Below are 21,905 nucleotides of genomic sequence, written 5' to 3' on the forward strand. Positions count from 1 at the left end.
TTACAACGAGGTGAGTGGTTCAGTTTTTGCAATGAAACCTCAACAGATCTTCAATTTCTTCTAGCCAAGGTGCCAAACGTGAGCGAGAAAAACCCTCTATTGCAGCCCTACGACCTGCCGCCGTTTTCGGCGATCCGTCCTGAGCACGTCCAGCCGGCCATCGAGCAGATCCTCGCGGACAACCGTGCTGGCATTCAAAAGATCCTCGCCGATCAAGGCAAGAACCCGACGTGGGCTGGTCTGGTGCTGGCGATGGATGAGTTGAACGACCGTCTGGGCGCTGCCTGGAGCCCGGTCAGCCACTTGAACGCGGTGTGCAACAGCACTGAGCTGCGTGAAGCTTACGAGGCGTGCTTGCCTGCATTGAGCGCCTACTCCACCGAGATGGGCCAAAACCGCGAGCTGTTCCAGGCCTTCGAAGCCTTGGCCCACAGCTCGCAAGTGGCTGACTTTGATCAGGCACAAAAGACCATTCTTGAACACTCGCTGCGCGATTTCCGCCTGTCGGGTATTGATCTGCCAGAAGCCGAGCAGAAGCGCTACGCCGAAGTGCAGAGCAAGCTGTCTGAGCTGGGTAGCAAGTTCTCGAACCAGCTGCTGGACGCAACCCAGGCCTGGACCAAGCACATCACCGACGAAGCTGCGCTGGCAGGCCTGACCGAGTCGGCCAAGGCGCAAATGGCCGCGGCTGCACAGGCTAAAGGGCTGGATGGCTGGTTGATCTCGCTCGAGTTCCCAAGCTACTACCCGGTCATGACCTACGCCGAAGACCGCGCCCTGCGCGAAGAAGTCTACGCCGCCTACTGCACCCGCGCGTCGGACCAAGGCCCGAATGCCGGTCAGTTTGATAACGGCCCGGTAATGGAACAGATCCTCGACCTGCGTCAGGAACTGGCCAAGTTGCTGGGTTTTGGCAGCTTTGCCGAGCTGAGCCTGGCCACCAAAATGGCTGAAACGCCGGATCAGGTGCTGACCTTCCTGCGTGACTTGGCCAAGCGCACCAAGCCGTTTGCTGCGCGTGACCTTGAGCAACTGCAAGCCTATGCCAGCGAGCAAGGCTGCAGCGAGCTGAAAAGCTGGGACACCGGTTTCTTCGGCGAAAAACTGCGCGAGCAGCGTTACAGCGTGTCGCAAGAAGCTCTGCGCGCCTACTTCCCGATCGACAAAGTGCTGGATGGCTTGTTCGCCATCGTGCATCGCCTGTACGGCATCGACATTGCTGAAATCAAAGGCTTCGACACCTGGCATCCCGATGTTCGCCTGTTCGAAATCAAAGAAGACGGCCAGCACATCGGGCGTTTCTTCTTTGACCTGTACGCTCGCGCCAACAAGCGCGGTGGTGCCTGGATGGACGGCGCCCGTGACCGTCGCCGCACCGCAGCCGGCGAGCTGCAAAGCCCGGTGGCTAACCTTGTGTGCAACTTCACCCCGGCCGTTGCGGGCAAGCCTGCACTGCTGACCCACGACGAAGTGACCACCCTGTTCCACGAGTTCGGTCATGGCCTGCACCACATGCTGACCGAGATCGAACACGCAGGCGTGTCCGGTATCAACGGCGTGGCGTGGGATGCGGTCGAGCTGCCAAGCCAGTTCATGGAAAACTGGTGCTGGGAACCGGAAGGTCTGGCGTTGATCTCCGGCCACTATGAAACCGGCGAAGCGCTGCCAAAAGACCTGCTGGATAAAATGCTCGCGGCCAAGAACTTCCAGTCCGGCCTGATGATGGTCCGTCAGCTGGAGTTCTCGCTGTTTGACTTCGAACTGCACGCCACCCACGGCGATGGCCGCAGCGTTGCCCAAGTGCTGGACGGCATCCGTGATGAGGTTTCGGTCATGCGCCCACCGGCGTACAACCGCTTCCCTAACAGCTTCGCGCACATCTTTGCAGGCGGTTACGCGGCGGGTTACTACAGCTACAAGTGGGCTGAAGTGTTGTCGGCAGATGCGTTCTCGCGCTTTGAAGAAGAAGGCGTGTTCAACCCGCACACCGGCAAGGCATTCCGCCAGGCCATTCTGGCGCGCGGTGGCTCGCTGGCCCCAATGGAACTGTTCAAGGACTTCCGTGGCCGTGAGCCGTCGATTGACGCCTTGTTGCGCCACAGCGGCCTGACCGAGGACGCGGCAGCATGAGTGATGCACCGGTAAACGTGACAAAAAAACGCTTTATCGCCGGGGCTGTCTGCCCGGCGTGCAGCGAGCCTGACAAGCTGATGATGTGGAACGAAAACGACGTGCCGCACCGCGAATGCGTGGCCTGCGGCTACTCCGACACGCTGAATGAACAAGGTCTGTCGGTGCCCAAGGAATTGGGCACGCGGGTCAACACCTCGGCACTGAAAAAACCACCGACCCCGAACGTTCAGGCGGTGCAGTTCTTTCCGAATCCGAAGCTGAAAAAGCCTTAAAAGCTAAAAGCCTGTGGCGGCTGGCAGCGTATGCCTGCCGCCACAGGGCTTGCGCTATACCGAGAAAAAGTAGCGTGTCAGGTGAAAGAAGATCGGTGCTGCGAAGCAGACTGAATCCATCCTGTCGAGCATGCCGCCGTGCCCTTTGATCATGGTGCCCCAGTCCTTGGCACTTAAGCTTCGCTTGATGGCTGACATCACCAGCCCGCCCACGAAACCCATCACCACGATCACAAAAGCCATCATCAGTGATTGCCAGAAACTGAAGGGTGTCATCCAAAACATGCATCCGCCAATCAACGTCGCTGCCAAGCCTCCTCCTACGAGACCTTCCACGGTTTTTGAGGGGCTTACCAGCGGTGCTACTTTGTGCTTGCCGAAGAGTTTGCCAAACACGTATTGCAGGACATCACTTAACTGCACCACGAACATCAGATAGAACAGCAGCAGCGCGTTCTGTCCCTTAAAGCCTTCCAGATCCAGCATTAACAGGGCGGGAGCGTGACTGATGCAAAAAATACAAATCATCACACCCCACTGAATTTTTGCCGTGCGCTCCAAAAAGCACTCAGTGTCCTGGCTCAACACGGCAATGGCTGGCAACAGCAGAAACGCATAGACCGGAACCAACAGCGTAAACATTGAGTACCACTGGCAAGCGATCAGTGCATATTGCAGTGGGATAAGGACAAAAAAGGCGATAAACAGTGCGTTATGGTCTCCCCGCTTTGTGGGCGCCAAGGTAATGAACTCACGTAGAGCAAACAGTGAAATGAAACCGAAGAGAATGACCGTCGCATTACCGCCCAGCAGGTAAGACATAAAGAAGACGATCACCATGCCCCACCAGGCATTGACGCGCTGATTGAGGTTTTCAACCGTTGCCATGGCATTGTCAGTTTTGGTTCTGCTGGCCAATACATGACCGATCAACGAGGCGCTGGCCAATAGACCGACCAGCCCCGCAAAGAACCACAAAAACTTCGTTTCAAGCATCATTGCGACAACCTCACAATGGCGTCACGCGCTCGCTCCAGGAATAACGGTTTTTCTTCACCAATCATTTTTTGCAGCGGATTGCCGATCCGGATTGTGCAGATAATGGGCAGCGGGAAATGCTTGCCTTTGGGCATGGAGCGATGAAAATTTTCCAAATAGACAGGTACCAGATCGACATCAGGAAAGGTTTCGCTCAACCGGAACAGGCCCGATTTGAACTCGCCAGGCAGCGCCTGACAGGAGCGAGTCCCTTCCGGGAAAAAAATGATGGAGTGCCCCGCTTTCAACACGTCAAAGATGGGTTCAAGAAGGTTTTTATCCGCGCCGGATGTTCGATCAATCAGAACTGCATTCAGCCCTTTTTGTGAGATGTACGAGAGAAACGCATTTTTGCCCCAGTAGTCGGCGGCGGCCACCGGCCTTACGTTTACACGAGCATCGGCGGGTAAAGCGGCAATGATGGCCAGCGTGTCCATATGGCTGGTGTGATTGGCAAAGTAGATGCGCTGGCGAGTGAGGTCTGGAGGGCTCTCCCAGCGGGCGGTGACACCGATCAGGACACGTAGAACAGACGTCAGTGCGTTACTGATCCACATGGTCGTTTTCCTTTAGCTGTCTGGCGATTGCGAGGGTTCGCGTCCCGCAGGTGATCAGCGAGCCGATAACAATGACGACCAGAGCGACCAATAGCGCCTTGTGTGTGCCGAAAGCGGCTGTTTCCGCGGCATTGATCAGGAGGGCTACGGTCATCAGGGCCATGCGGTGTTGTTTGGCCATTGGCCCGGCAAAACACTGCTTGAGGCCAATCGACCCGCCAAAAACCCGGACATACGCGGTGAGCGCAGCAGCCAATGCACCACACCAGCCAAGGTCCGAATAGCCGATGGCATAGCCAACACCGACGATGAGCACGCTATCGGCAATCCGGTCCGGAAATTCGTTGTAGAGACTTCCGAGGCGCGATTGTTTCCCACCCTCGATTGCCACCATCCCGTCCAAAAGATTGCACAGCAGACGCAATTGAATAGAGAGGGCACAGATGATCGATCCAACGACGCCGCTGTCCAGTATCAGCGCAGCGACACCTGACAGTGCAAAGACCACACTGGCCATGGAGATCTGATTGGGGGAAATATCTTTTTTAAGCAGGGCATCAGTGATGCCTGTTGCCCAGCCCGCAGAGCGGGCCTTGATGGGCCTTCGGTTTTCAGTCATGCGAGTCCTTGCAACTTGTCGTGGGAGATAAGTCGGACTCTAGGTGCGTAAAAACGATATTTATGTCGGAGCAGATGGGTAGCTTGCGAAGGATGAAGCCGAGAGTTTTGTAGGCCTTAACGCGATGACTGCTAAGTCGGGGTGCCGCAGGTGCGGTTTTTTGTGTGCACCTAATATTTGTAGGAGCGAGCTTGCCTCGCGATCTTTTGATCTTTAACAGCAAAAGATCGCGAGACAAGCTCGCTCCTACCTATAGGGTTTTGTCAGCCATCAAAAGATGTGCTGATACCCATCCCTCTGCGGGTGAGGGTGTTTTTAAGCCTTCTGCCACACCTTCGGCTTGAAGAACAACGTCTCGCCGCGGGCCAGTTCGTTCAGGCTGTCATGGTCTTTGACCACTTCCACTTCGATCAGCTCGCTTTGCCCCTCAACCTTCAACGTCACCCGGGTGGTCGCACCCAGCGGGCGGATGTCGCGTACCTGGGCGGCGTGGTGGTCTTCGAGTTCGTGACGCGACAACGACACTTCGTGCGGACGGAACAGGACGTGGTTGTCCTCGCCCAAATGCAGGCGATTGGAATCGCCCAGGAAGTGATAAACAAAGTCGCTGGCCGGGTTTTCGTAGACGTCACCCGGTGAGCCGATTTGTTCGATCACGCCTTTGTTCATGACCACGATGCGGTCCGCGACTTCCATCGCTTCTTCCTGGTCGTGGGTCACGAACACCGAGGTCAGGTTGATGTCTTCGTGCAGGCGCGCAAGCCAGCGGCGCAGTTCTTTACGGACCTTGGCGTCGAGGGCGCCGAACGGTTCGTCGAGCAGCAGCACTTTAGGCTCTACCGCCAGAGCGCGGGCCAGGGCGATACGCTGGCGCTGACCACCCGACAGTTGCTCCGGGTAGCGGTCAGAGAGCCAGTCCAGCTGCACCATGTTCAGCAACTCGTGGACTTTTTCAGCGATGCGGGTTTCGTTCGGGCGCTCGCCTTTGGGCTTCATGCGCAGGCCGAAGGCCACGTTGTCGAATACCGTCATGTGGCGGAACAGCGCGTAATGCTGGAACACGAAACCGACGTTGCGATCACGCACGTCATGGCCCGAGACGTCTTCGCCGTGGAAGACGATGCTGCCCTGGTCCGGGGTTTCAAGCCCCGCGATGATGCGCAACAGGGTGGTTTTGCCGCAGCCCGACGGGCCCAGCAATGCCACCAGCTCGCCGCTGTGGATGTCCAGATTGATGCTGTCCAGCGCTTTGAAGGCGTTGAAATTCTTGCTGACGTTACGGACTTCGATCGACATGGTTTATTCCTCCGCGGCGCTGGCGCGCAGGCGGTTAATACGGGATTCGCTCCACTGCTTGAGCAGCAGGATGAAGAGCGCCAGGATCAGCAACAGGGTGGCCACAGCGAAGGCGGCGACGTGGTTGTATTCGTTGTAGAGGATCTCGACGTGCAGCGGCAGGGTGTTGGTCACCCCGCGAATGTGCCCGGAAACCACCGACACCGCGCCAAATTCGCCCATCGCCCGCGCCGTACACAGTACAACGCCGTAGATCAGGCCCCATTTGATGTTGGGCACAGTGACGTGCCAGAACATCTGCCAGCCATTGGCGCCCAGCAAGCGTGCGGCTTCTTCTTCCTGAGTGCCCTGCTCTTGCATCAGCGGGATCAACTCACGGGCCACGAAGGGCACCGTCACAAAGATGGTTGCCAGCACGATGCCCGGTAACGCAAAGATGATCTGAATGTCGTGGTCTTGCAGCCACTCGCCGAAGAAACCCTGCGCGCCGAACATCAGCACGTAGACCAGACCGGCGATCACCGGTGATACCGAAAACGGCAGGTCGATCAGGGTGACCAGGATACTTTTGCCGCGAAAGCTGTATTTGCTTACGCACCAGGCCGCACTCACGCCAAACACCACGTTGAGCGGCACCGAAATGACGACGGCGATGATGGTCAGCTTGAGGGCCGACAAGGCGTCGGGCTCAAGGATCGCATCGAAGAACGCACCGAAGCCCAGCTTCAGGCCCTGGGACACTACGATCAGCAGTGGCAACAGCAAGAAGCCGATAAAGAACAACCAGCCAAGTGCGATCAGCAGCCGGCGTGAAAGCGCGCTGCCACGGCGTGCAGCGTTGGCGGCGGAGGCCGCGTTTATGGACGAACTGGACATACGCTGGCCTCCTTCAGGATGGGGTTTCGATGCGGCGCTGGATCAAGTTGATCAGCAGCAGCAACACGAAGGAAACCACCAGCATCATCACGCCGATGGCGGTGGCGCCGGTGTAGTCGTACTGGTCGAGCTTGACCATGATCAGCAGCGGCAGGATCTCGGTTTTCATCGGCATGTTACCGGCGATGAAAATGACCGAGCCGTACTCACCGATGCCACGGGCAAAGGCCAGCGCAAAACCGGTCAACCAGGCGGGCAACAGGGCCGGCATGAGGATGTAGCGGAACACTTGCAGGGGCTTGGCGCCCAGGCAGGCGGCGGCTTCTTCGATTTCACGCGGGATGTCTGCCAGCACCGGCTGCACGGTGCGCACCACAAACGGCAGGGTCACAAAGGTCAGGGCCAGGGTAATACCCAGCGGGGTGTAGGCGATTTTAAAGCCCAGGTCCGAGGCGAACTGGCCAATCCAGCCGTGGGGCGCGTACAACGTGGTCAGTGCAATACCGGCCACCGCCGTTGGCAGGGCAAAGGGCAGGTCGATCATGGCATCGATGATCTTGCGCCCGGGGAAGGTGTAACGCACCAGCACCCAGGCCAGAACGGTGCCGATGACGCCGTTGATCAAGGCGGCAAAAAAAGCGGTGCCAAAACTGAGCTTGAGCGCTGCCAACACCCGCGGCGCGGTGATGATGGCCCAAAACTGCTCCCAGGTGAGTTGCGCGGCATGCACAAACATGGCAGCCAACGGTATAAGCACGATGAGGCTGAGGTACACCAAGGTGTAGCCCAGCGTCAGCCCGAAGCCGGGTATGACGGGGGAAATACGACGAGACATAAGAGTCCTTGGTTAACGCACGAAGCCCGCAACAGGGTCGCGGGCTCTATGTTCTAGCTTTCAGCGTGGCTTAATGCCCCGCCCCACAGGTTATTGCGCCTGGTAGATCTGGTCGAACACGCCACCGTCATTAAAAAATTTCGGCTGCGCAGTTTTCCAGCCGCCGAAGTCTTTGTCGATAGTGACAAGCTCCAGTTTCGGAAATTGCTCGGCGTATTTGGCCGCTACTTTTTCGTCACGCGGACGGTAGAAGTTCTTGGCTGCGATCTCTTGGCCAGCCGGGCTGTACAGGTGTTTGAGGTACGCGTTGGCGATCTCCAGGTTGCCTTTTCTCTCGGCGTTTTTGTCGACCACAGCCACCGGTGGCTCGGCCAGAATCGACAGGGAAGGCACGACGATTTCGAACTTGTCTGTACCGCCGTCTTCTTTCAGTGCCAGGAACGCTTCGTTTTCCCAGGCCAGCAACACGTCACCCTGACCGTTGTTGACGAAGGTAATGGTCGAGCCGCGTGCGCCGGTATCCAGCACCGGTACGTGCTTGAACAGCTCTTGCACGTAGGCATTGGCTTTGGCTTCATCGCCACCGTTGGCTTTCAGGCCGTAGGCGTAGGCTGCGAGGAAGTTCCAGCGCGCGCCGCCACTGGTTTTAGGGTTCGGGGTAATCACCGAGACGTCTTTCTTGACCAGGTCGTCCCAGTCCTTGATGCCTTTAGGGTTGCCCTTGCGCACCAGGAACACGATGGTCGAGGTGTACGGAGTGCTGGCGTCCGGCAGGCGGGTTTGCCAGTCGGCTGGCAGCGAGCCTTTGTTGAGTTTGGAGATTTCATCGATGTCGCCGGCCAATGCCAGGGTCACGACGTCGGCGCGCAAGCCGTCGATCACGCCACGGGCCTGTTTGCCCGAGCCACCGTGAGACTGCTGGATTTTGACGTTGTCGCCCGGGTGGCTGGCTTTCCAGAAATTAACGAACTCAGCGTTGTAATCCTGGTACAGCTCACGGGTTGGATCGTAAGAAACGTTGAGCAATTCGTAGTCTTTGGCTACAGCGGAGCCAGCAAAAATGGCACTGGCCAGCGCGGCCAGAGCGTAACGGCGTAGGGACATAGGTGAGGCTCCAAAGCGTTTCTAGTTGTTATGAACGCACTCCAATGAGTGCGTTTGGCTCAATTACTTTTCTGGCTCGGGTTCTGTAGCCGGAATTTTTCTTTGCGTTCGATCTGAACCACTTGTGCGTTGTGCACGGTGATTTCGACGGCACCAAAGCGCAGGTCCCGTAGCGCGCTCTGGATTTCCCGCAGAATGGTGGCTTCGTCCTGACCGTCAACGCTACGCAGAGATGCGCTCATGGTGTGCTCCTGGAAATATGGGTTGCCGACTGAGGTGCTGGCGTGGATGTCATAGTAGTGAGGCGCGATTATTCTTAAAAATACTATTTAAGAATGTTTATATAACTGAAAGCGTGGTAGTCGGAGGGCAGGCTTTATTCGCGCGCGTAATCGAGGGCAGGGTCTACACTCCAATTGCCTCGTAAGCGCGTCAATGCGGGGCCGGCACGACACGCTGCTTATATAAGGTCGGAACTGTCACTGGACAGTTGGTGATAGTGGGATCACCTTAGAGCAGTTGTCGCCTTTTCCTGCATAGTCTGGAGTTTTTATGTCGTTTACCCCTGAGTTGGTTGCCGAACTGGAAGTCCTTGCACTGTTTGACCTGGAAAGTACGCTTGAGGGCCTGAAGATCCATCAGACCGCCGATCCACAACGGATTGCGGCAGCACAACGTTTGTATGACAAAGACCTGATCAATCAACCCGATGGTGGTTACCTGACCAGCCTGGGCCGTGATGCCGCCGAGCATGTCCAAGGGCTGCTGCTGATCCTTACCTCAGAGTCGAAGCTGGGCGAAAAACTGGCAGAAATTGCCTGACATCCCGCATTGCCCACGGAATCTCCCCCTTTGTTGATTCCGCGGGCGCATTCCCTGTTTCCCGTCTAATGTTCAGATATGTAAAAAATCTGACGTCAAAAACACAATCGCCCTAAGTCTTTTGTGCTGCTGGCTGTAAACTCACCTCCCCTCCTCTTTCTCGTTTGGCGAGCCGGTCTGAGTGTGCAATGACGCGCCCCCTGGAAGTAAGACCCGCTCTGAGTGAGGGAATCGATCGACAGGTTCTCCATCAGGTGCGTGAGCGGTTTCTGGCGGTCAACAACGGACGTCTGCAGCGCGCAATGGAAGGCCTGTTGCCCGCTCAGCAAACGATCCTGAATCTGTTGGCCCTGTTGTTTCATGTGAACGACCCGTTGCTGCCCGGCTATGTCTCGGACTGCACGCCGGCCGGTGTCTCGGGTTATGCCCCGGATGCGCCAACCCTGACGGCGGCGCAGGCGTTAGCCGCTGACTTTATCTATCGCCCACAGCCCGGCCAGCCCCAGGCCATTCACGGCCTGTATCTAATGGGCAGCCTGGGCACGTTGGCGCAGACCGACCAGAGCGATATGGACGTGTGGCTCTGTCACGCGCCGGGCCTGAACGACCAGGCGTTGGCCAACTTGCGCAAAAAATGCCGCCGCCTTGAGACATGGGCCGCGGGCCAGGGCAGTGAAGCGCACTTTTTTCTGATTGATGCCCAGCGTTTCGCCCAGGGCGAGCGTGCTCTGCATTGCGACGTGGATGACTTTGTGAACGCGCAACATTCGTTGTTGCTCGACGAGTTTTATCGCACGGCGATCTGGCTCGGCGGGCGCACGCCGTTGTGGTGGTGGGTGCCCGCGTATGAAGAAGCCCGTTATGGCGAATTCATTCAGGCGCTTGAAGCCCAGCGCCTGATCCCGGCGGATGAGGTGATCGACCTCGGGCATTTGGCGCACATCCCGGCGACCGAGTTTTTAGGGGCCGGGTTGAAGCAGTTGTTCAAGGGCATCGAGTCGCCCTACAAATCGGTGCTCAAACTGCTGTTGATTGAGGTGTATGCCAGCGAGCACCCGCGGGTAAGTTGCCTGAGCCTGGGCTACAAGCGCGCCGTGTACGCCCATCAACTGGACCTCGATGAGCTGGATCCGTACGTGATGGTGTACCGGCGCATTGAGGGCTACTTGCAGGCCCGTGGCGATGCTCAGCGCCTGGAACTGGTGCGCCGCAGCCTGTACCTCAAGGTCAATCACAAGCTCTCCGGCCATGCCCCGGCGCAGGGTGCCCCCTGGCAGCGCGCCCTGCTGGAGCGCCTGACCCACGAATGGGGCTGGGATGAGCAGCAGTTAGCGCAGCTGGACAACCGTTCGAAATGGAAGACCGGGCCGGACAGTCGTGAGCGCCTGGCGCTGTCGCGTGAGTTGAATGACAGCTACCGTTTTTTGAGCCAGCTGGCTCGGCATGAACACCCGATCAGGTTGCCCGTTATAACGGTCTAGGGCGTTTGGGCAGCGCTGCAACACCGAGCGCTACCGCGGATCTGGTGTATCGGGACAGTTTAAAGCTCGAAATCGCCTGCGGCTTCTGGCTGGTATTTAACTTCAAGCAATTCAAGTTTGAGGGTCTTGCCGCCGGGTGCCGGCCAGTTGATGTGCTGACCCGTCTGCAAGCCCAGCAACGCGCTGCCGACCGGCGCCAGAATCGAAATTTTGCCTTCGTCTGCGTTGGCATCTTTTGGGTAGACCAGCGTCAGGTGGTAATCCTTGCCGCTGCTTTCTTCGCGGCAATGCACGCGTGAGTTCATGGTCACGACGTTGGCCGGCACTTCTTCGTGGCCGACGACGTTTTCGGCACGATCCAGCTCGGCCTGCAACGCAACAACACCGGGTAACGTGTCATCCAGACTGTCGATCAGCTTCTCCAGACGTTGTACGTCCAGGCGTGTGAGGGTGATGGCGGGTGAAGTACTCATGACCTGGCAGACTCCTTTTTTCTGCACGGAAAAGCAAAACCCCGCCAGGACATGGCGGGGTTTTGACCAGCCTCGTGTCGACGAGGCGAACTTGGACACTACCACAGCAAAATAAATACACAAGGTTGCCTGTAGGAGCGATCTTTTGATCTTTTAAAAGATCGCGAGGCAATCGAGCGTCGACCGGCTGCTCCTACAACAGTCGATCAGCCTCGGCGCTCGCGGGCCTGCTCGCAAATGACCCGGCGGCGTGCATCACTTGCCGAGCGCCATTCGCGAATGTCTTCAACGTGGCGAAAACACCCCAGGCAGACCTTGTGTTCATCCAGCCGGCACGTGCTGATGCATGGGGACGGCACGGCCGGGCTGACGTTGCTGTAGAGCGGTTTTGCGGGTTTAGCAGGCGCAGTCACAATCAGATCTCGTCAAAATCCAGGTCAGCACCCGTGTTCTCCAGGGTCAGGCGCTGAACCATTTCGCTGAGCAGTTCCTCAGACGTATCGCAGACCCAGCGCGAGGATTCCTCATCGTAGTCAAAGTGGAAACCTCCGCTTTTAGCGGCCAGCCAAAGCTGACGCAACGGTTCCTGGCGGCTGAAGATCAATTGGGCTCCACCTTCAAACTTAACCGTTAGAACACCGGCTGAGTTCTCCAGATCTACATCCAGGTCACTCTCGTCAAAAACGTCTTCCAGCTGTTGCTGGGTTGCATCGACCAGATCGTGAAAACGGGCTTCATTCAAACTCATGGTGGAACCTCGTAGTGTCTAGTCATGCTCGGAGTTCGCAAGATACGGGCGCTCCAGACCGATTGCAAACCCTAAGACAACCCGCCGCAATAGCACACCTGATTATCCGGACAGGTGCCCCCCGCGCGAGCCGTCTGCTGCATAGGCAAGCTGGTGGGTGGTCGGTATACTCGGTCGCAATTAATGCTTTTCAAAGGATTTCGCCATGAAGCGCCTGATCTCTTCGTTTGCTGCGCTTGTCGCGGTTGCTTGCCTTGTTTCTGCCTGTGGTCAAAAAGGACCGCTGTATCTGCCCGATGACAGCAAAAACCCGGATGACCAAGCCAAATCGTCGCAATCTCAAGCGCACAAGCATCAATAAGGGAACACCATGGACGCTTTTAATTACCGGGACGGCGAGCTGTTCGCCGAAGGTGTTGCGCTGACGGCCATCGCCGAACGCTTCGGCACCCCGACCTATGTCTATTCCCGGGCGCACATCGAGGCGCAATACAACGCGTATGCCCATGCCTTGCAAGGCATGCCGCATCTGGTGTGCTTTGCAGTCAAGGCCAACTCCAACCTGGGTGTACTCAATGTCCTGGCGCGTTTGGGCGCTGGTTTTGACATTGTGTCGCGCGGTGAACTGGAGCGTGTGCTGGCCGCTGGCGGCTCGGCAGACAAAATCGTGTTTTCAGGCGTAGGCAAGACCCGCGACGACATGCGTCGTGCTCTGGAAGTTGGCGTGCACTGCTTTAACGTCGAGTCCACTGACGAGTTGGAGCGCCTGCAAGTGGTGGCCGCCGAGCTGGGCGTTCGTGCGCCGATCTCGCTGCGGGTCAACCCGGACGTAGACGCAGGCACGCACCCGTACATCTCCACCGGCCTCAAAGAAAACAAGTTCGGCATCGCCATCGCCGACGCCGAAGACGTGTACATCCGCGCCGCGCAACTGCCTAACCTCGAAGTGGTGGGCGTCGATTGCCATATCGGCTCGCAACTGACCACCCTCGAACCGTTTATCGATGCGCTTGATCGCCTGCTGGGGCTGATCGACCGTCTGGGCGATTGCGGCATTTACCTGCGCCACATCGACCTTGGTGGTGGCTTGGGCGTGCGTTATCGCGATGAAGAGCCGCCATTGGCTGCTGACTACATCAAAGCCGTGCGTTCGCGCATTGAGGGCCGTGATCTGGCGCTGGTGTTCGAGCCGGGCCGTTTTATCGTGGCCAATGCGGGCGTGCTGCTGACCCAGGTCGAGTACCTCAAGCACACCGAGCACAAAGACTTCGCCATTGTCGACGCGGCCATGAACGACCTGATTCGTCCGGCGTTGTACCAGGCCTGGATGGACGTGACCGCGGTACGCCCGCGTGACACTGAAGCCCGCCCTTACGACATCGTTGGCCCGATCTGCGAAACCGGTGACTTCCTGGCCAAAGACCGCCAGTTGGCGCTGGCCGAAGGTGATTTGCTGGCCGTGCATTCGGCAGGTGCCTACGGGTTTGTCATGAGCTCGAACTACAACACCCGTGGCCGCGCCGCCGAAATTCTGGTGGATGGCGACCAAGCGTTTGAAGTGCGCCGTCGCGAGACCGTTGCTGAGCTGTATGCCGGCGAAAGCCTTCTGCCGGAGTGAGCCCATGTTGCTGCGTTTTACCAAAATGCACGGCCTGGGCAATGACTTCATGGTTCTTGACCTGGTCAGCCAGCACGCGCACATTCTGCCCAAGCACGCCAAACAATGGGGTGATCGGCACACGGGTGTCGGCTTTGATCAATTATTGATCGTTGAGGCACCGAGCAACCCGGAGGTGGATTTCCGTTACCGGATCTTCAACTCCGACGGTTCTGAAGTTGAACAGTGCGGCAACGGTGCCCGCTGTTTCGCCCGTTTTGTGCTCGACAAGCGTTTGACCACCAAGCGTCAGATCAAGGTCGAAACCAAAAGCGGCATCATCGAACTGAACGTGCGCAGCGATGGGCAAATCAGCGTCGATATGGGCCCGCCGCGCCTGGTTCCGCACGAGATCCCGTTTGTGGCCGACGCCCAAGCGTTGAGCTATGAGGTGGATGTCGACGGGCAGCCGGTGCAGTTGGCCGCCGTGTCGATGGGCAACCCCCATGCGGTGTTGCGCGTTGACGACATCAACGCCGCGCCGGTGCATGAGCTGGGACCAAAAATTGAACACCATCCGCGCTTTCCGGCGCGGGTTAACGTGGGCTTTTTGCACGTGATTGATCGTCAACGCGGGCAACTGCGGGTGTGGGAGCGTGGTGCCGGGGAAACCCAGGCCTGCGGTACCGGCGCCTGTGCGGCTGCGGTGGCGGCAATCAGCCAGGGCTGGATGGACTCACCGGTGACCCTCGATTTGCCCGGAGGTCGCTTGTCCATTGAATGGGGTGGCCCAGGCCAGTCCGTGATCATGACCGGCCCGGCGATGCGTGTGTACGAAGGACAAGTCCGTTTATGAGCGAGCGCATCTGATGACCGACCAGCCACAGCCTTCCGACCTTGAACTGCCTGCTGACGCTCTGGAGGCTGCGACGGTTGCGGCCTACCTGGAGGCTCATCCGGACTTCTTCAATCAGCGCGACGAGTTGCTGCTGGCGTTGCGGATCCCGCACCAGCGCGGTGACACCATTTCGCTGGTTGAGCGCCAGTTGGAACTGTTGCGCGGTCGCAACATCGAGATGCGCCATCGTTTATCGCAACTGATGGACGTGGCCCGCGACAACGATCGTTTGTTCGAAAAAACCCGTCGCCTCAACCTCGCCCTGATGGACGCCACCAGCCTTGAAGAACTGGTGATGGCCGTCGAAGACAGCCTGCGCCAGGATTTCCAGGTGCCGTTTGTCAGCCTGGTACTGTTTGGCGACAACCCGATGCCGGTCGGGCGCTGGGTCAACAGCGCCGATGCACAACGTGCCCTGGGTGGTTTGCTGGCCGAGGGTAAAGCGGTCAGCGGTAGCCTGCGTGAGCATGAGCTGGACTTCTTGTTCGGCGAAGAACAGCGCAAGCAAATCGGTTCGACGGCGGTGGTTGCGCTCAATCATCTGGGCCTGCATGGCGTATTGGCCGTGGGCAGCCGCGACCCGCAGCACTATAAAAGCTCGGTGGGCATGCTGTTTCTGGGGCATATCGCCGAAGTGCTGGGGCGAGTCTTGCCGCGCTTCACCAGCGCCCTGCGCTCGGTCCGTTAGCGGTGGAACACCAACTGGACGCTTACTGCACGCACCTGCGCAGTGAGCGCCAAGTGTCTCCCCACACGCTGGAAGCCTATCGCCGCGACCTGAACAAGGTGCTGGCGTTTTGCGTTAAAGAATCCATCCCTGACTGGCCTGCCCTGGATATCCAGCGCTTGCGCCAACTGGTGGCGCGTCTGCATCAGCAAGGCCAGTCTTCGCGCAGCATCTCGCGGCTGCTGTCGGCGGTGCGCGGGCTGTATCACTACCTCAACCGCGAAGGGCTGTGTGATCACGACCCGGCCAACGGCCTGTCGCCGCCCAAGGGCGAGCGCCGCCTGCCGAAAACCCTCGACACTGACCGGGCCCTGCAACTGCTCGAAGGCGCTGTCGAAGATGATTTTTTGGCGTTGCGTGACCAAGCCATCCTTGAGCTGTTTTATTCCTCCGGGCTGCGCTTGTCGGAGCTGACCGGGCTTAACCTGGAGCAGCTCGACTTGGCGGACGGCCTGGTGGAAGTGCTCGGTAAGGGCAGCAAGACGCGCGTGCTGCCTGTGGGCAAAAAGGCCCGGGAAGCGTTGCAGGCTTGGCTACCTTTGCGCGGCCTGGCCAACCCGCAAGACGACGCGGTGTTCGTCAGCCAGCGCGGCACCCGGCTTGGCCCGCGGGCCATCCAGCTGCGGGTTAAAGCCGCTGGCGAGCGCGAGCTGGGGCAGAACCTGCACCCGCACATGCTGCGCCATTCATTTGCCAGCCATTTGCTGGAATCGTCTCAGGATTTACGTGCGGTGCAGGAATTGCTCGGGCATGCGGACATTAAAACCACGCAGATCTATACCCATCTGGATTTCCAGCACCTGGCATCGGTTTACGACAGCGCCCACCCACGGGCCAAACGCAGTAAGGGCAGTGAATGACCATTGAGCTGATTACCTTCGACCTCGACGACACCCTGTGGGACACCGCGCCGGTGATTGCCAGTGCCGAAACTGTGCTGCAAACCTGGCTGGCTGAAAACGCACCAAAATTGGGCGCGCTGGATGTTGCGGGGTATCAGGCGTTGCGCCAGCGTGTGTTGGTTGATGAGCCGCAGCTCAAGCATCGCATCAGCGCGTTGCGTCGGCGGGTGTTGTTGCACGCCTTGGAGGGTGGGGGTTATGCGCAGGCTGCCGCGATGGCAGATGATGCGTTTGAGGTGTTCATTGAAGCGCGTCACAAGCTTGTTCTCTTTGAACATGCTGAGCACACGCTGAAGGCCCTGGCCCCGGACTACGCCTTGGGCGTCGTGACCAATGGCAATGCCGACGTGCGCCGCATCGGGCTGGGGCATCACTTCAAGTTTGTGCTGTGCGCCGAAGACATTGGCATTGCCAAGCCGGACGCCCGGTTGTTTCACGAGGCGCTGCGCCGCGGCGGGGATATTTCGCCAGCGGCGACCGTGCACGTGGGCGATCACCCCGGTGATGACATTGCCGGCGCCCAGCAGGCGGGCTTGCGCGCCATCTGGTTCAACCCTGGCGGCAAACGCTGGGAAGGCGACAAAGCCCCGGATGCCGAAGTGGGCTGCTTGAGCGAACTGCCAGCGGTACTTAAAACGATGCGTACGCAGTCTCTGTAGTCGCTGCCGAGGTACGAGGCTGCGATGGGTTGCGCAGCGGCCCCAATCGGCGGTCCTGCGGCCCGCATCGCAGCCTCGTACCTCGTCAGCGACTACGGATCAAACAATCGCAGCTTGTGTTACCCACAAAAAAACCCGCAGCGACGGCGGGTTTTTTCTTCAAGCAAGGGAGCTGACCTTAGATAGGGCGGCTGCCGTACTTGTTGTCAGGCTTTTTGGGTGGATCTGCCACCACGTTCGCCTCGACTTCCTGCACTTTGCCACCACGGGAGAGGAACTCCTCCATGGCGCGAGCCAGAGCATCACGCTCTTTGTTTTTGGCTTCAATGCTGGGCAGGTCGTCAACCGACACCGCAGCCTTGGATTTGCCTTTGGCCGCAGGGGCCGGCGCATCATCGCCACCGTCGTCGTCTGCAACGTCTTCGGCTGCCGCTTCCAGACCGTCTTCGGTCTCGTCATCGTCACCTACTTCGAGGTCATCATTTTCCAGATCATCGTCGCTCATGTTCTACCCCATGACTTGCGTAAAGCAGATTAGTTATAGACCAGCTGCACCCAGTGTCGACTGCCGCTGGTGAAAAAGTAGCCTTGGGCAAACCGAGGCTCAAGCCTCTTCATCCTTAAAGGTGACGAGAACTTATCGAGTTTCGCGATCTCGCGCTGCTCGTTCAGGTAAACACGTTGCCCGTAGCCCAAGCTGCGGGCCTTGAAAGCGTCGGGTGCTTATCCTCGCCTTCGTCCTGCCAGGGGCTGTTTTTCGCCCCTTGGCGCGCATTCTAGCGCGCTGAATAAAAAAGCAAAGCGGCTAATAGTCGAGTTGTCACGTAAGCCTTCTTCCTACAAACAAGCGTAGAACTGATCTGAGCCTAAAGTGATCAGAAAAATCATTTCATCGCAGCGAATAGCGCCAGATTTCAGGTAAAAAAATACCCGGCAAGCCGGGTATTTTTTTAAAGGGCGGATTACAGGTTGTAACCACGCTCGTTGTGTTGTGCCAGGTCGAGGCCAACAGCCTCTTCTTCTTCGTTAACCCGCAGGCCCATCACGGCATCCAGCACTTTGAGGATGACGTACGTCACCACCGCGGTGTAGATCACAGTGAAGGCGACGCCTTTGAACTGGATCCATACTTGTGTGCCGATGTCTGTCACGGTGCCGAAGCCACCCAGTGCTGGCGCTGCAAACACGCCGGTAAGGATGGCGCCGACGATACCGCCGATACCGTGTACGCCGAATGCGTCCAGCGAGTCGTCATAGCCCAGCTTGCGCTTGAGGCTGGTGGCGCAGAAGAAGCAGATCACGCCTGCCGCCAGGCCGATCACGATCGAGCCCATTGGGCCGACGGTGCCTGCAGCCGGGGTGATTGCAACCAGACCGGCCACCACACCCGAGGCGATGCCCAGTGCGCTTGGCTTGCCGTGGGTAATCCACTCGGCGAACATCCAGCCCAGTGCGGCAGTGGCGGTGGCGATTTGGGTTACCAGCATCGCCATACCGGCGGTGCCGTTGGCGGCAGCTGCCGAGCCTGCGTTGAAGCCGAACCAGCCGATCCACAGCATGGCCGCGCCGACCAGGGTGTAACCCAGGTTATGCGGTGCCATAGGCGTGGTTGGGTAGCCTTTACGCTTGCCGAGCACGATGCACGCAACCAGGCCTGCAATACCGGCGTTGATGTGCACCACGGTGCCGCCTGCGAAGTCGAGCACACCCCAGTCACCCAGCAAGCTGCCCGGGCCGCCCCAGACCATGTGGGCGATTGGCGCATACACCAGGGTGAACCACACGCCCATGAAGATCAGCATGGCCGAGAACTTCATGCGCTCTGCGAACGCACCGACGATCAGGGCCGGGGTGATGATGGCAAAGGTCATCTGGAAGGTGACGAACACGGCTTCCGGGAACAACGCCGCCGGGCCTGTGATGCTGGCCGGGGTGATGCCCGCCAGGAACACTTTGCCGAAGCCGCCGATAAACGAGTTGAAGTTGGTGACGCCCGCTTCCATGCCCGTGGTGTCGAACGCGATGCTGTAGCCATAAATGACCCATAGGATGCTGATCAGACCGGTAATGGCGAAGCACTGCATCATCACAGAAAGAAGGTTTTTGGAGCGCACCATGCCGCCGTAAAACAGCGCCAGGCCGGGAATGGTCATAAACAGCACCAAAGCGGTTGCAGTCAGCATCCAGGCGGTATCGCCGGAGTTGAGGACTGGAGCAGCCACTTCATCCGCCGCCATGGCCAGGCCAGGCAATACAGCGGACAACAGGGCTCCGAGCCCTGCGATTTTACGCAGAGTCATAGTGTTTTCTCCTGGGGCGTTGGGGTTTGGCGGCTTAGATTGCGTCGGTATCGGTTTCGCCGGTACGGATGCGAATAGCCTGTTCCAGATTGACTACAAAAATCTTGCCATCACCAATCTTGCCGGTGTTGGCAGCCTTGGTTATCGCCTCGATAACCCGGTCAAGATCTTTGTCGTCGATAGCGACATCAATCTTCACCTTTGGCAGAAAGTCGACCACATACTCCGCACCGCGATACAGCTCGGTGTGGCCTTTCTGCCGGCCGAAGCCTTTGACCTCAGTAACGGTAATGCCCTGCACGCCGATTTCAGACAGCGACTCGCGTACGTCGTCTAATTTGAACGGCTTGATAATGGCGGTGACTAGCTTCATGAAACTTCTCCCGAATTGGTGGACTTGCCCCAGGAAAACAAACCCGGCTCAAGTCTATGCGCAGTGTCTGGCTTTGTAACGCTTCGTTGACCTTCTTCAGGCCACGCAACGTGCATCAGTCGCTGGTGACGCAAGCACTCCCTGAACCACCTGCCGCACTACCATCGTCACAGCAACTGCATCAGTACATGAGTCATGAGCAACTAAGCAGAAACCTTGCCATGTCTGGAAAAGCCAATAATTTCAGGCGCTTATTGCCAGTTGGTGGCGTTGTGCCTGATTTCGCGGAGGTTTTGTGCACGCAAACGGTGCGCGGGTGGGAGGGGGGATGCCCAATAAATGTGCGAGGCCGGGCAGGCAATGCCGCTCTGACACTGCGTGATACACTCACCGCCATCTGTTTTAAGGACCTACCCCATGCTCGCGCCCAAAGATTTTCTCGACGCCCTGAGTGGCCAAGCCTCGCGTTTGTTCAGTGGTGACACCGCGCTGCCGCGCAACGAAATCGAAAGCCAGTTCAAAGCCTTGCTGCAAAGTGGCTTTAGCAAACTGGACCTGGTCAGCCGCGAAGAATTCGACAGCCAGATGGTCGTCCTCGCCCGCACTCGCGCGCGCCTTGAAAGCCTTGAGGCCAAAGTGGCCGAGCTGGAAGCCAGGTTGCTGCCGCCCAGCGAGTAATGCCCGCATGCGGTGCGTTTTCAAATAAGAACAAGGATGTTGTTTTATGGTGGTAATGAACGCACTGGTGCCTGAGCTGATCGTCGCGGATCTTGCGCGCAGTCTGCATTTCTACTGTGAGGTGCTGGGCTTTACCGTCGAGTATCAACGGCCGGAGCATCTTTTTGCTTTCCTGTCTTTTCATGGCAGCCAACTGATGTTGGAGCAGGATGACCATGAAGAGTCCGCTTGGCGTGTTGGACCGTTGGAGCCGCCGTTTGGGCGTGGCATGAACCTTTCGATCAAATGCCCGGACGCGCAAGGTTTGATCGTGAACCTCCAGGCCGCCGGGCACACGCTACGCAAACCCCTCGAAGAACGTTGGTATCGCAGCAACGATGTGCTGTTTGGTGAGCGCAACTTTTTAGTACTCGACCCCGACGGCTATCTGCTTCGCTTTGCCGATGATCTGGGAACCAAGGCTGTTGAGGCCTAAACCCGCCCAAAACCTGCCCCACGCCGACAATTTGACGGCGATCAAATAATGGCTATTTGACGCCAATGTCACTTTAACATTACTGTCCTCACCTTTCAGGGAGGCGGTGCGGGCATTTGTCCGGGTTTAACCGCGCGAATCAATGAGTGGAGCAAGGATGCGCGGCGCACTTTTACGCAGTGGCAAAAGTGGGGCCTTTACGGCCCTGGGTGAAACTGGACAGCCGGTCTATCGGGCTGCACTGCAACTACGCGAAGCGATTCGCCGCAAAAATCCTGCCATGGCCATGCATTTGGCCGTCCCGCAAAGTGATGAGCTGGGCGACAACATTGACTGGTACAGCGATGTGCAGGGCGATGTCGTGCCGTGGGGCAGCGCCACTGAAGCAGAGCGCGCCCCTGCCCGCGCCCAACTGGAAACCTTCAAAGCCTTTTTGGCCGAACAGAGCACGACGCTGCTGAGCGAAGGCGCCAGTTCGCCCCTCAGTGACAAGGCGGTTTTCGCCAAGCTGCTTACGCGTGTCATTGCCTTCCCAGATGAAAGCTTTGTGTACTTGGTCAACGGTACGCCGGTACTGACCTTTTGGGGGTTCGTGCACCCCAATGCCGATCGCTTTCTAGACCCGTTGTATTGCCTCTACCCGCGCACCGAGGTGCCCGCAGCGGCGCCGTTGGCGCCAGTTGCCGAGCCTGTGGTGACGCCGCCGCGCTCTCCGGTGGTGGTCAAACGCCCTTGGTGGCGCTGGTTGTGGTGGCTGCTGCCCTTGCTGTTGCTCCTGCTCTTGCTGTTGTTCGGGCTACGTTTTTGCACGCCGAATGCGTCGTTGCCCGATACGTCGGGCTCCGCGTGGCAATGGCCAAAGGTTGAAGTGCCGCAGGTGCTCAAGCCGATCTTGGGCAAACTCGGCCTGGGGAATGGCAATGGCCTGTCAGGCCAGGGTACTGGCACGGGCGGCGCATCGCTGCCCAAGACAGGCCCGGACACGGCTCCAGTACCGGTTCCCAGCCCGAACGGTGACGCGCCAGCGCCGCCTGCTCCCAAC

The 21,905-nt window shown here is 58.4% G+C and carries 26 protein-coding genes and 1 pseudogene; 13 read left to right on the plus strand and 14 right to left on the minus strand.

What is annotated here, in order from left to right; translation table 11 throughout:
- Positions 1–78 precede the first annotated feature (78 nt).
- Positions 79–2,130, plus strand: coding sequence for an oligopeptidase A (prlC, locus tag GHO25_RS13920; RefSeq protein ID WP_178110088.1), 2,052 nt, complete (start codon positions 79–81; stop codon positions 2,128–2,130).
- Positions 2,127–2,405, plus strand: a complete 279-nt coding sequence (locus tag GHO25_RS13925; RefSeq protein ID WP_048372583.1) for a YheV family putative zinc ribbon protein — start codon at positions 2,127–2,129, stop codon at positions 2,403–2,405. The genes prlC and GHO25_RS13925 overlap by 4 nt, the downstream gene beginning before the upstream one ends.
- Positions 2,406–2,459: 54 nt before the next feature.
- On the opposite strand, the gene GHO25_RS13930 is transcribed toward GHO25_RS13925, so the two are convergent.
- From GHO25_RS13930 to oscA, 8 genes are all read right to left on the minus strand, one after another.
- Positions 2,460–3,404, minus strand: a complete 945-nt coding sequence (locus GHO25_RS13930; protein WP_153327910.1) for a phosphatidate cytidylyltransferase — start codon at positions 3,402–3,404, stop codon at positions 2,460–2,462.
- Positions 3,401–4,000: a 1-acyl-sn-glycerol-3-phosphate acyltransferase gene (locus GHO25_RS13935; protein ID WP_153327908.1), complete on the minus strand. Its 600-nt coding sequence runs from the start codon at positions 3,998–4,000 to the stop codon at positions 3,401–3,403. Before GHO25_RS13935 ends, GHO25_RS13930 begins: the two co-directional genes overlap by 4 nt.
- Entirely contained in the window at positions 3,987–4,619 is a 633-nt protein-coding gene (locus GHO25_RS13940; RefSeq protein ID WP_048387198.1) for a CDP-alcohol phosphatidyltransferase family protein, read from the minus strand. The genes GHO25_RS13935 and GHO25_RS13940 overlap by 14 nt, the downstream gene beginning before the upstream one ends.
- 315 nt (positions 4,620–4,934) lie before the next feature.
- Positions 4,935–5,915, minus strand: a complete 981-nt coding sequence (locus GHO25_RS13945; protein ID WP_153327906.1) for a sulfate/molybdate ABC transporter ATP-binding protein — start codon at positions 5,913–5,915, stop codon at positions 4,935–4,937.
- Positions 5,916–5,918: 3 nt separating this feature from the next.
- Positions 5,919–6,791, minus strand: a complete 873-nt coding sequence (gene cysW / locus GHO25_RS13950; protein ID WP_048372579.1) for a sulfate ABC transporter permease subunit CysW — start codon at positions 6,789–6,791, stop codon at positions 5,919–5,921.
- Positions 6,792–6,804: 13 nt separating this feature from the next.
- Positions 6,805–7,626: a sulfate ABC transporter permease subunit CysT gene (gene cysT / locus GHO25_RS13955; protein WP_048372576.1), complete on the minus strand. Its 822-nt coding sequence runs from the start codon at positions 7,624–7,626 to the stop codon at positions 6,805–6,807.
- A gap of 90 nt (positions 7,627–7,716) precedes the next feature.
- Positions 7,717–8,730 (minus strand): sulfate ABC transporter substrate-binding protein, encoded by a 1,014-nt coding sequence (locus GHO25_RS13960; RefSeq protein WP_048372574.1) that lies wholly within the window; start codon positions 8,728–8,730, stop codon positions 7,717–7,719.
- Positions 8,731–8,789: 59 nt separating this feature from the next.
- Positions 8,790–8,972, minus strand: a complete 183-nt coding sequence (oscA, locus tag GHO25_RS13965) for a sulfur starvation response protein OscA (RefSeq protein ID WP_048372573.1) — start codon at positions 8,970–8,972, stop codon at positions 8,790–8,792.
- A gap of 310 nt (positions 8,973–9,282) precedes the next feature.
- Here oscA and GHO25_RS13970 point away from each other — a divergent pair, with 310 nt between their 5' ends.
- Both GHO25_RS13970 and GHO25_RS13975 read left to right on the plus strand, forming a co-directional pair.
- Positions 9,283–9,552, plus strand: coding sequence for a TIGR02647 family protein (locus GHO25_RS13970; RefSeq protein ID WP_048372571.1), 270 nt, complete (start codon positions 9,283–9,285; stop codon positions 9,550–9,552).
- A 188-nt stretch (positions 9,553–9,740) separates the two neighbouring features.
- Positions 9,741–11,015: pseudogene (locus GHO25_RS13975) on the plus strand (class I adenylate cyclase); the annotation flags it as partial.
- A gap of 77 nt (positions 11,016–11,092) precedes the next feature.
- Here GHO25_RS13975 and rnk read toward each other — a convergent pair.
- The 3 genes from rnk to cyaY form a co-directional block, all read right to left on the minus strand.
- Positions 11,093–11,506, minus strand: a complete 414-nt coding sequence (rnk, locus tag GHO25_RS13980) for a nucleoside diphosphate kinase regulator (protein ID WP_048372567.1) — start codon at positions 11,504–11,506, stop codon at positions 11,093–11,095.
- A 206-nt stretch (positions 11,507–11,712) separates the two neighbouring features.
- Entirely contained in the window at positions 11,713–11,919 is a 207-nt protein-coding gene (locus tag GHO25_RS13985; RefSeq protein WP_082148782.1) for a DUF1289 domain-containing protein, read from the minus strand.
- A gap of 2 nt (positions 11,920–11,921) precedes the next feature.
- Positions 11,922–12,254, minus strand: coding sequence for an iron donor protein CyaY (gene cyaY / locus GHO25_RS13990; protein WP_153391024.1), 333 nt, complete (start codon positions 12,252–12,254; stop codon positions 11,922–11,924).
- A gap of 205 nt (positions 12,255–12,459) precedes the next feature.
- On the opposite strand from cyaY, the gene GHO25_RS13995 reads away from it, so the two are divergent.
- From GHO25_RS13995 to GHO25_RS14020, 6 genes are read left to right on the plus strand one after another with little or no spacing between them, the layout of a single operon-like run.
- A complete protein-coding gene (locus tag GHO25_RS13995) occupies positions 12,460–12,615 on the plus strand; it encodes a lipoprotein (RefSeq protein ID WP_048372563.1) in 156 nt (51 codons plus the stop codon).
- A gap of 9 nt (positions 12,616–12,624) precedes the next feature.
- Positions 12,625–13,872, plus strand: coding sequence for a diaminopimelate decarboxylase (gene lysA, locus GHO25_RS14000; RefSeq protein WP_048387188.1), 1,248 nt, complete (start codon positions 12,625–12,627; stop codon positions 13,870–13,872).
- Between the two features lie 4 nt (positions 13,873–13,876).
- The gene (dapF, locus tag GHO25_RS14005; RefSeq protein WP_048372559.1) at positions 13,877–14,707 is read left to right on the plus strand and encodes a diaminopimelate epimerase; all 831 of its coding nucleotides are present in this window, start codon (positions 13,877–13,879) and stop codon (positions 14,705–14,707) included.
- Between the two features lie 13 nt (positions 14,708–14,720).
- The gene (locus tag GHO25_RS14010; protein WP_153333503.1) at positions 14,721–15,437 is read left to right on the plus strand and encodes a DUF484 family protein; all 717 of its coding nucleotides are present in this window, start codon (positions 14,721–14,723) and stop codon (positions 15,435–15,437) included.
- 2 nt (positions 15,438–15,439) lie between these two features.
- Positions 15,440–16,336, plus strand: coding sequence for a tyrosine recombinase XerC (gene xerC, locus GHO25_RS14015; protein ID WP_178110089.1), 897 nt, complete (start codon positions 15,440–15,442; stop codon positions 16,334–16,336).
- Positions 16,333–17,037, plus strand: coding sequence for an HAD family hydrolase (locus GHO25_RS14020; RefSeq protein ID WP_153391025.1), 705 nt, complete (start codon positions 16,333–16,335; stop codon positions 17,035–17,037). The genes xerC and GHO25_RS14020 overlap by 4 nt, the downstream gene beginning before the upstream one ends.
- Before the next feature lie 178 nt (positions 17,038–17,215).
- Here GHO25_RS14020 and sutA read toward each other — a convergent pair whose 3' ends face one another.
- The 3 genes from sutA to glnK form a co-directional block, all read right to left on the minus strand.
- On the minus strand, positions 17,216–17,542 hold the full coding sequence (gene sutA, locus GHO25_RS14025) for a transcriptional regulator SutA (protein WP_048372553.1): 327 nt from the start codon (positions 17,540–17,542) through the stop codon (positions 17,216–17,218).
- A 457-nt stretch (positions 17,543–17,999) separates the two neighbouring features.
- Positions 18,000–19,337 carry an ammonium transporter gene (locus tag GHO25_RS14030; protein ID WP_153391026.1) on the minus strand — a complete coding sequence of 446 codons (1,338 nt, stop codon included), beginning with the start codon at positions 19,335–19,337 and terminating at the stop codon, positions 18,000–18,002.
- 34 nt (positions 19,338–19,371) lie between these two features.
- The gene (gene glnK, locus GHO25_RS14035) at positions 19,372–19,710 is read right to left on the minus strand and encodes a P-II family nitrogen regulator (protein ID WP_002555808.1); all 339 of its coding nucleotides are present in this window, start codon (positions 19,708–19,710) and stop codon (positions 19,372–19,374) included.
- Between the two features lie 417 nt (positions 19,711–20,127).
- On the opposite strand from glnK, the gene GHO25_RS14040 reads away from it, so the two are divergent.
- From GHO25_RS14040 to GHO25_RS14050, 3 genes are all read left to right on the plus strand, one after another.
- Positions 20,128–20,388, plus strand: a complete 261-nt coding sequence (locus tag GHO25_RS14040) for an accessory factor UbiK family protein (RefSeq protein WP_153391027.1) — start codon at positions 20,128–20,130, stop codon at positions 20,386–20,388.
- 46 nt (positions 20,389–20,434) lie between these two features.
- On the plus strand, positions 20,435–20,863 hold the full coding sequence (locus tag GHO25_RS14045; RefSeq protein WP_153350466.1) for a VOC family protein: 429 nt from the start codon (positions 20,435–20,437) through the stop codon (positions 20,861–20,863).
- A 157-nt stretch (positions 20,864–21,020) separates the two neighbouring features.
- A partial coding sequence (locus GHO25_RS14050; RefSeq protein ID WP_256677226.1) for an SrfA family protein occupies positions 21,021–21,905 on the plus strand: 885 nt, incomplete at its 3' end.

Origin of the sequence: Pseudomonas sp. FSL R10-1350 (assembly GCF_009600525.1) — a bacterium.
Taxonomy (GTDB): Bacteria; Pseudomonadota; Gammaproteobacteria; order Pseudomonadales; family Pseudomonadaceae; genus Aquipseudomonas; species Aquipseudomonas helleri.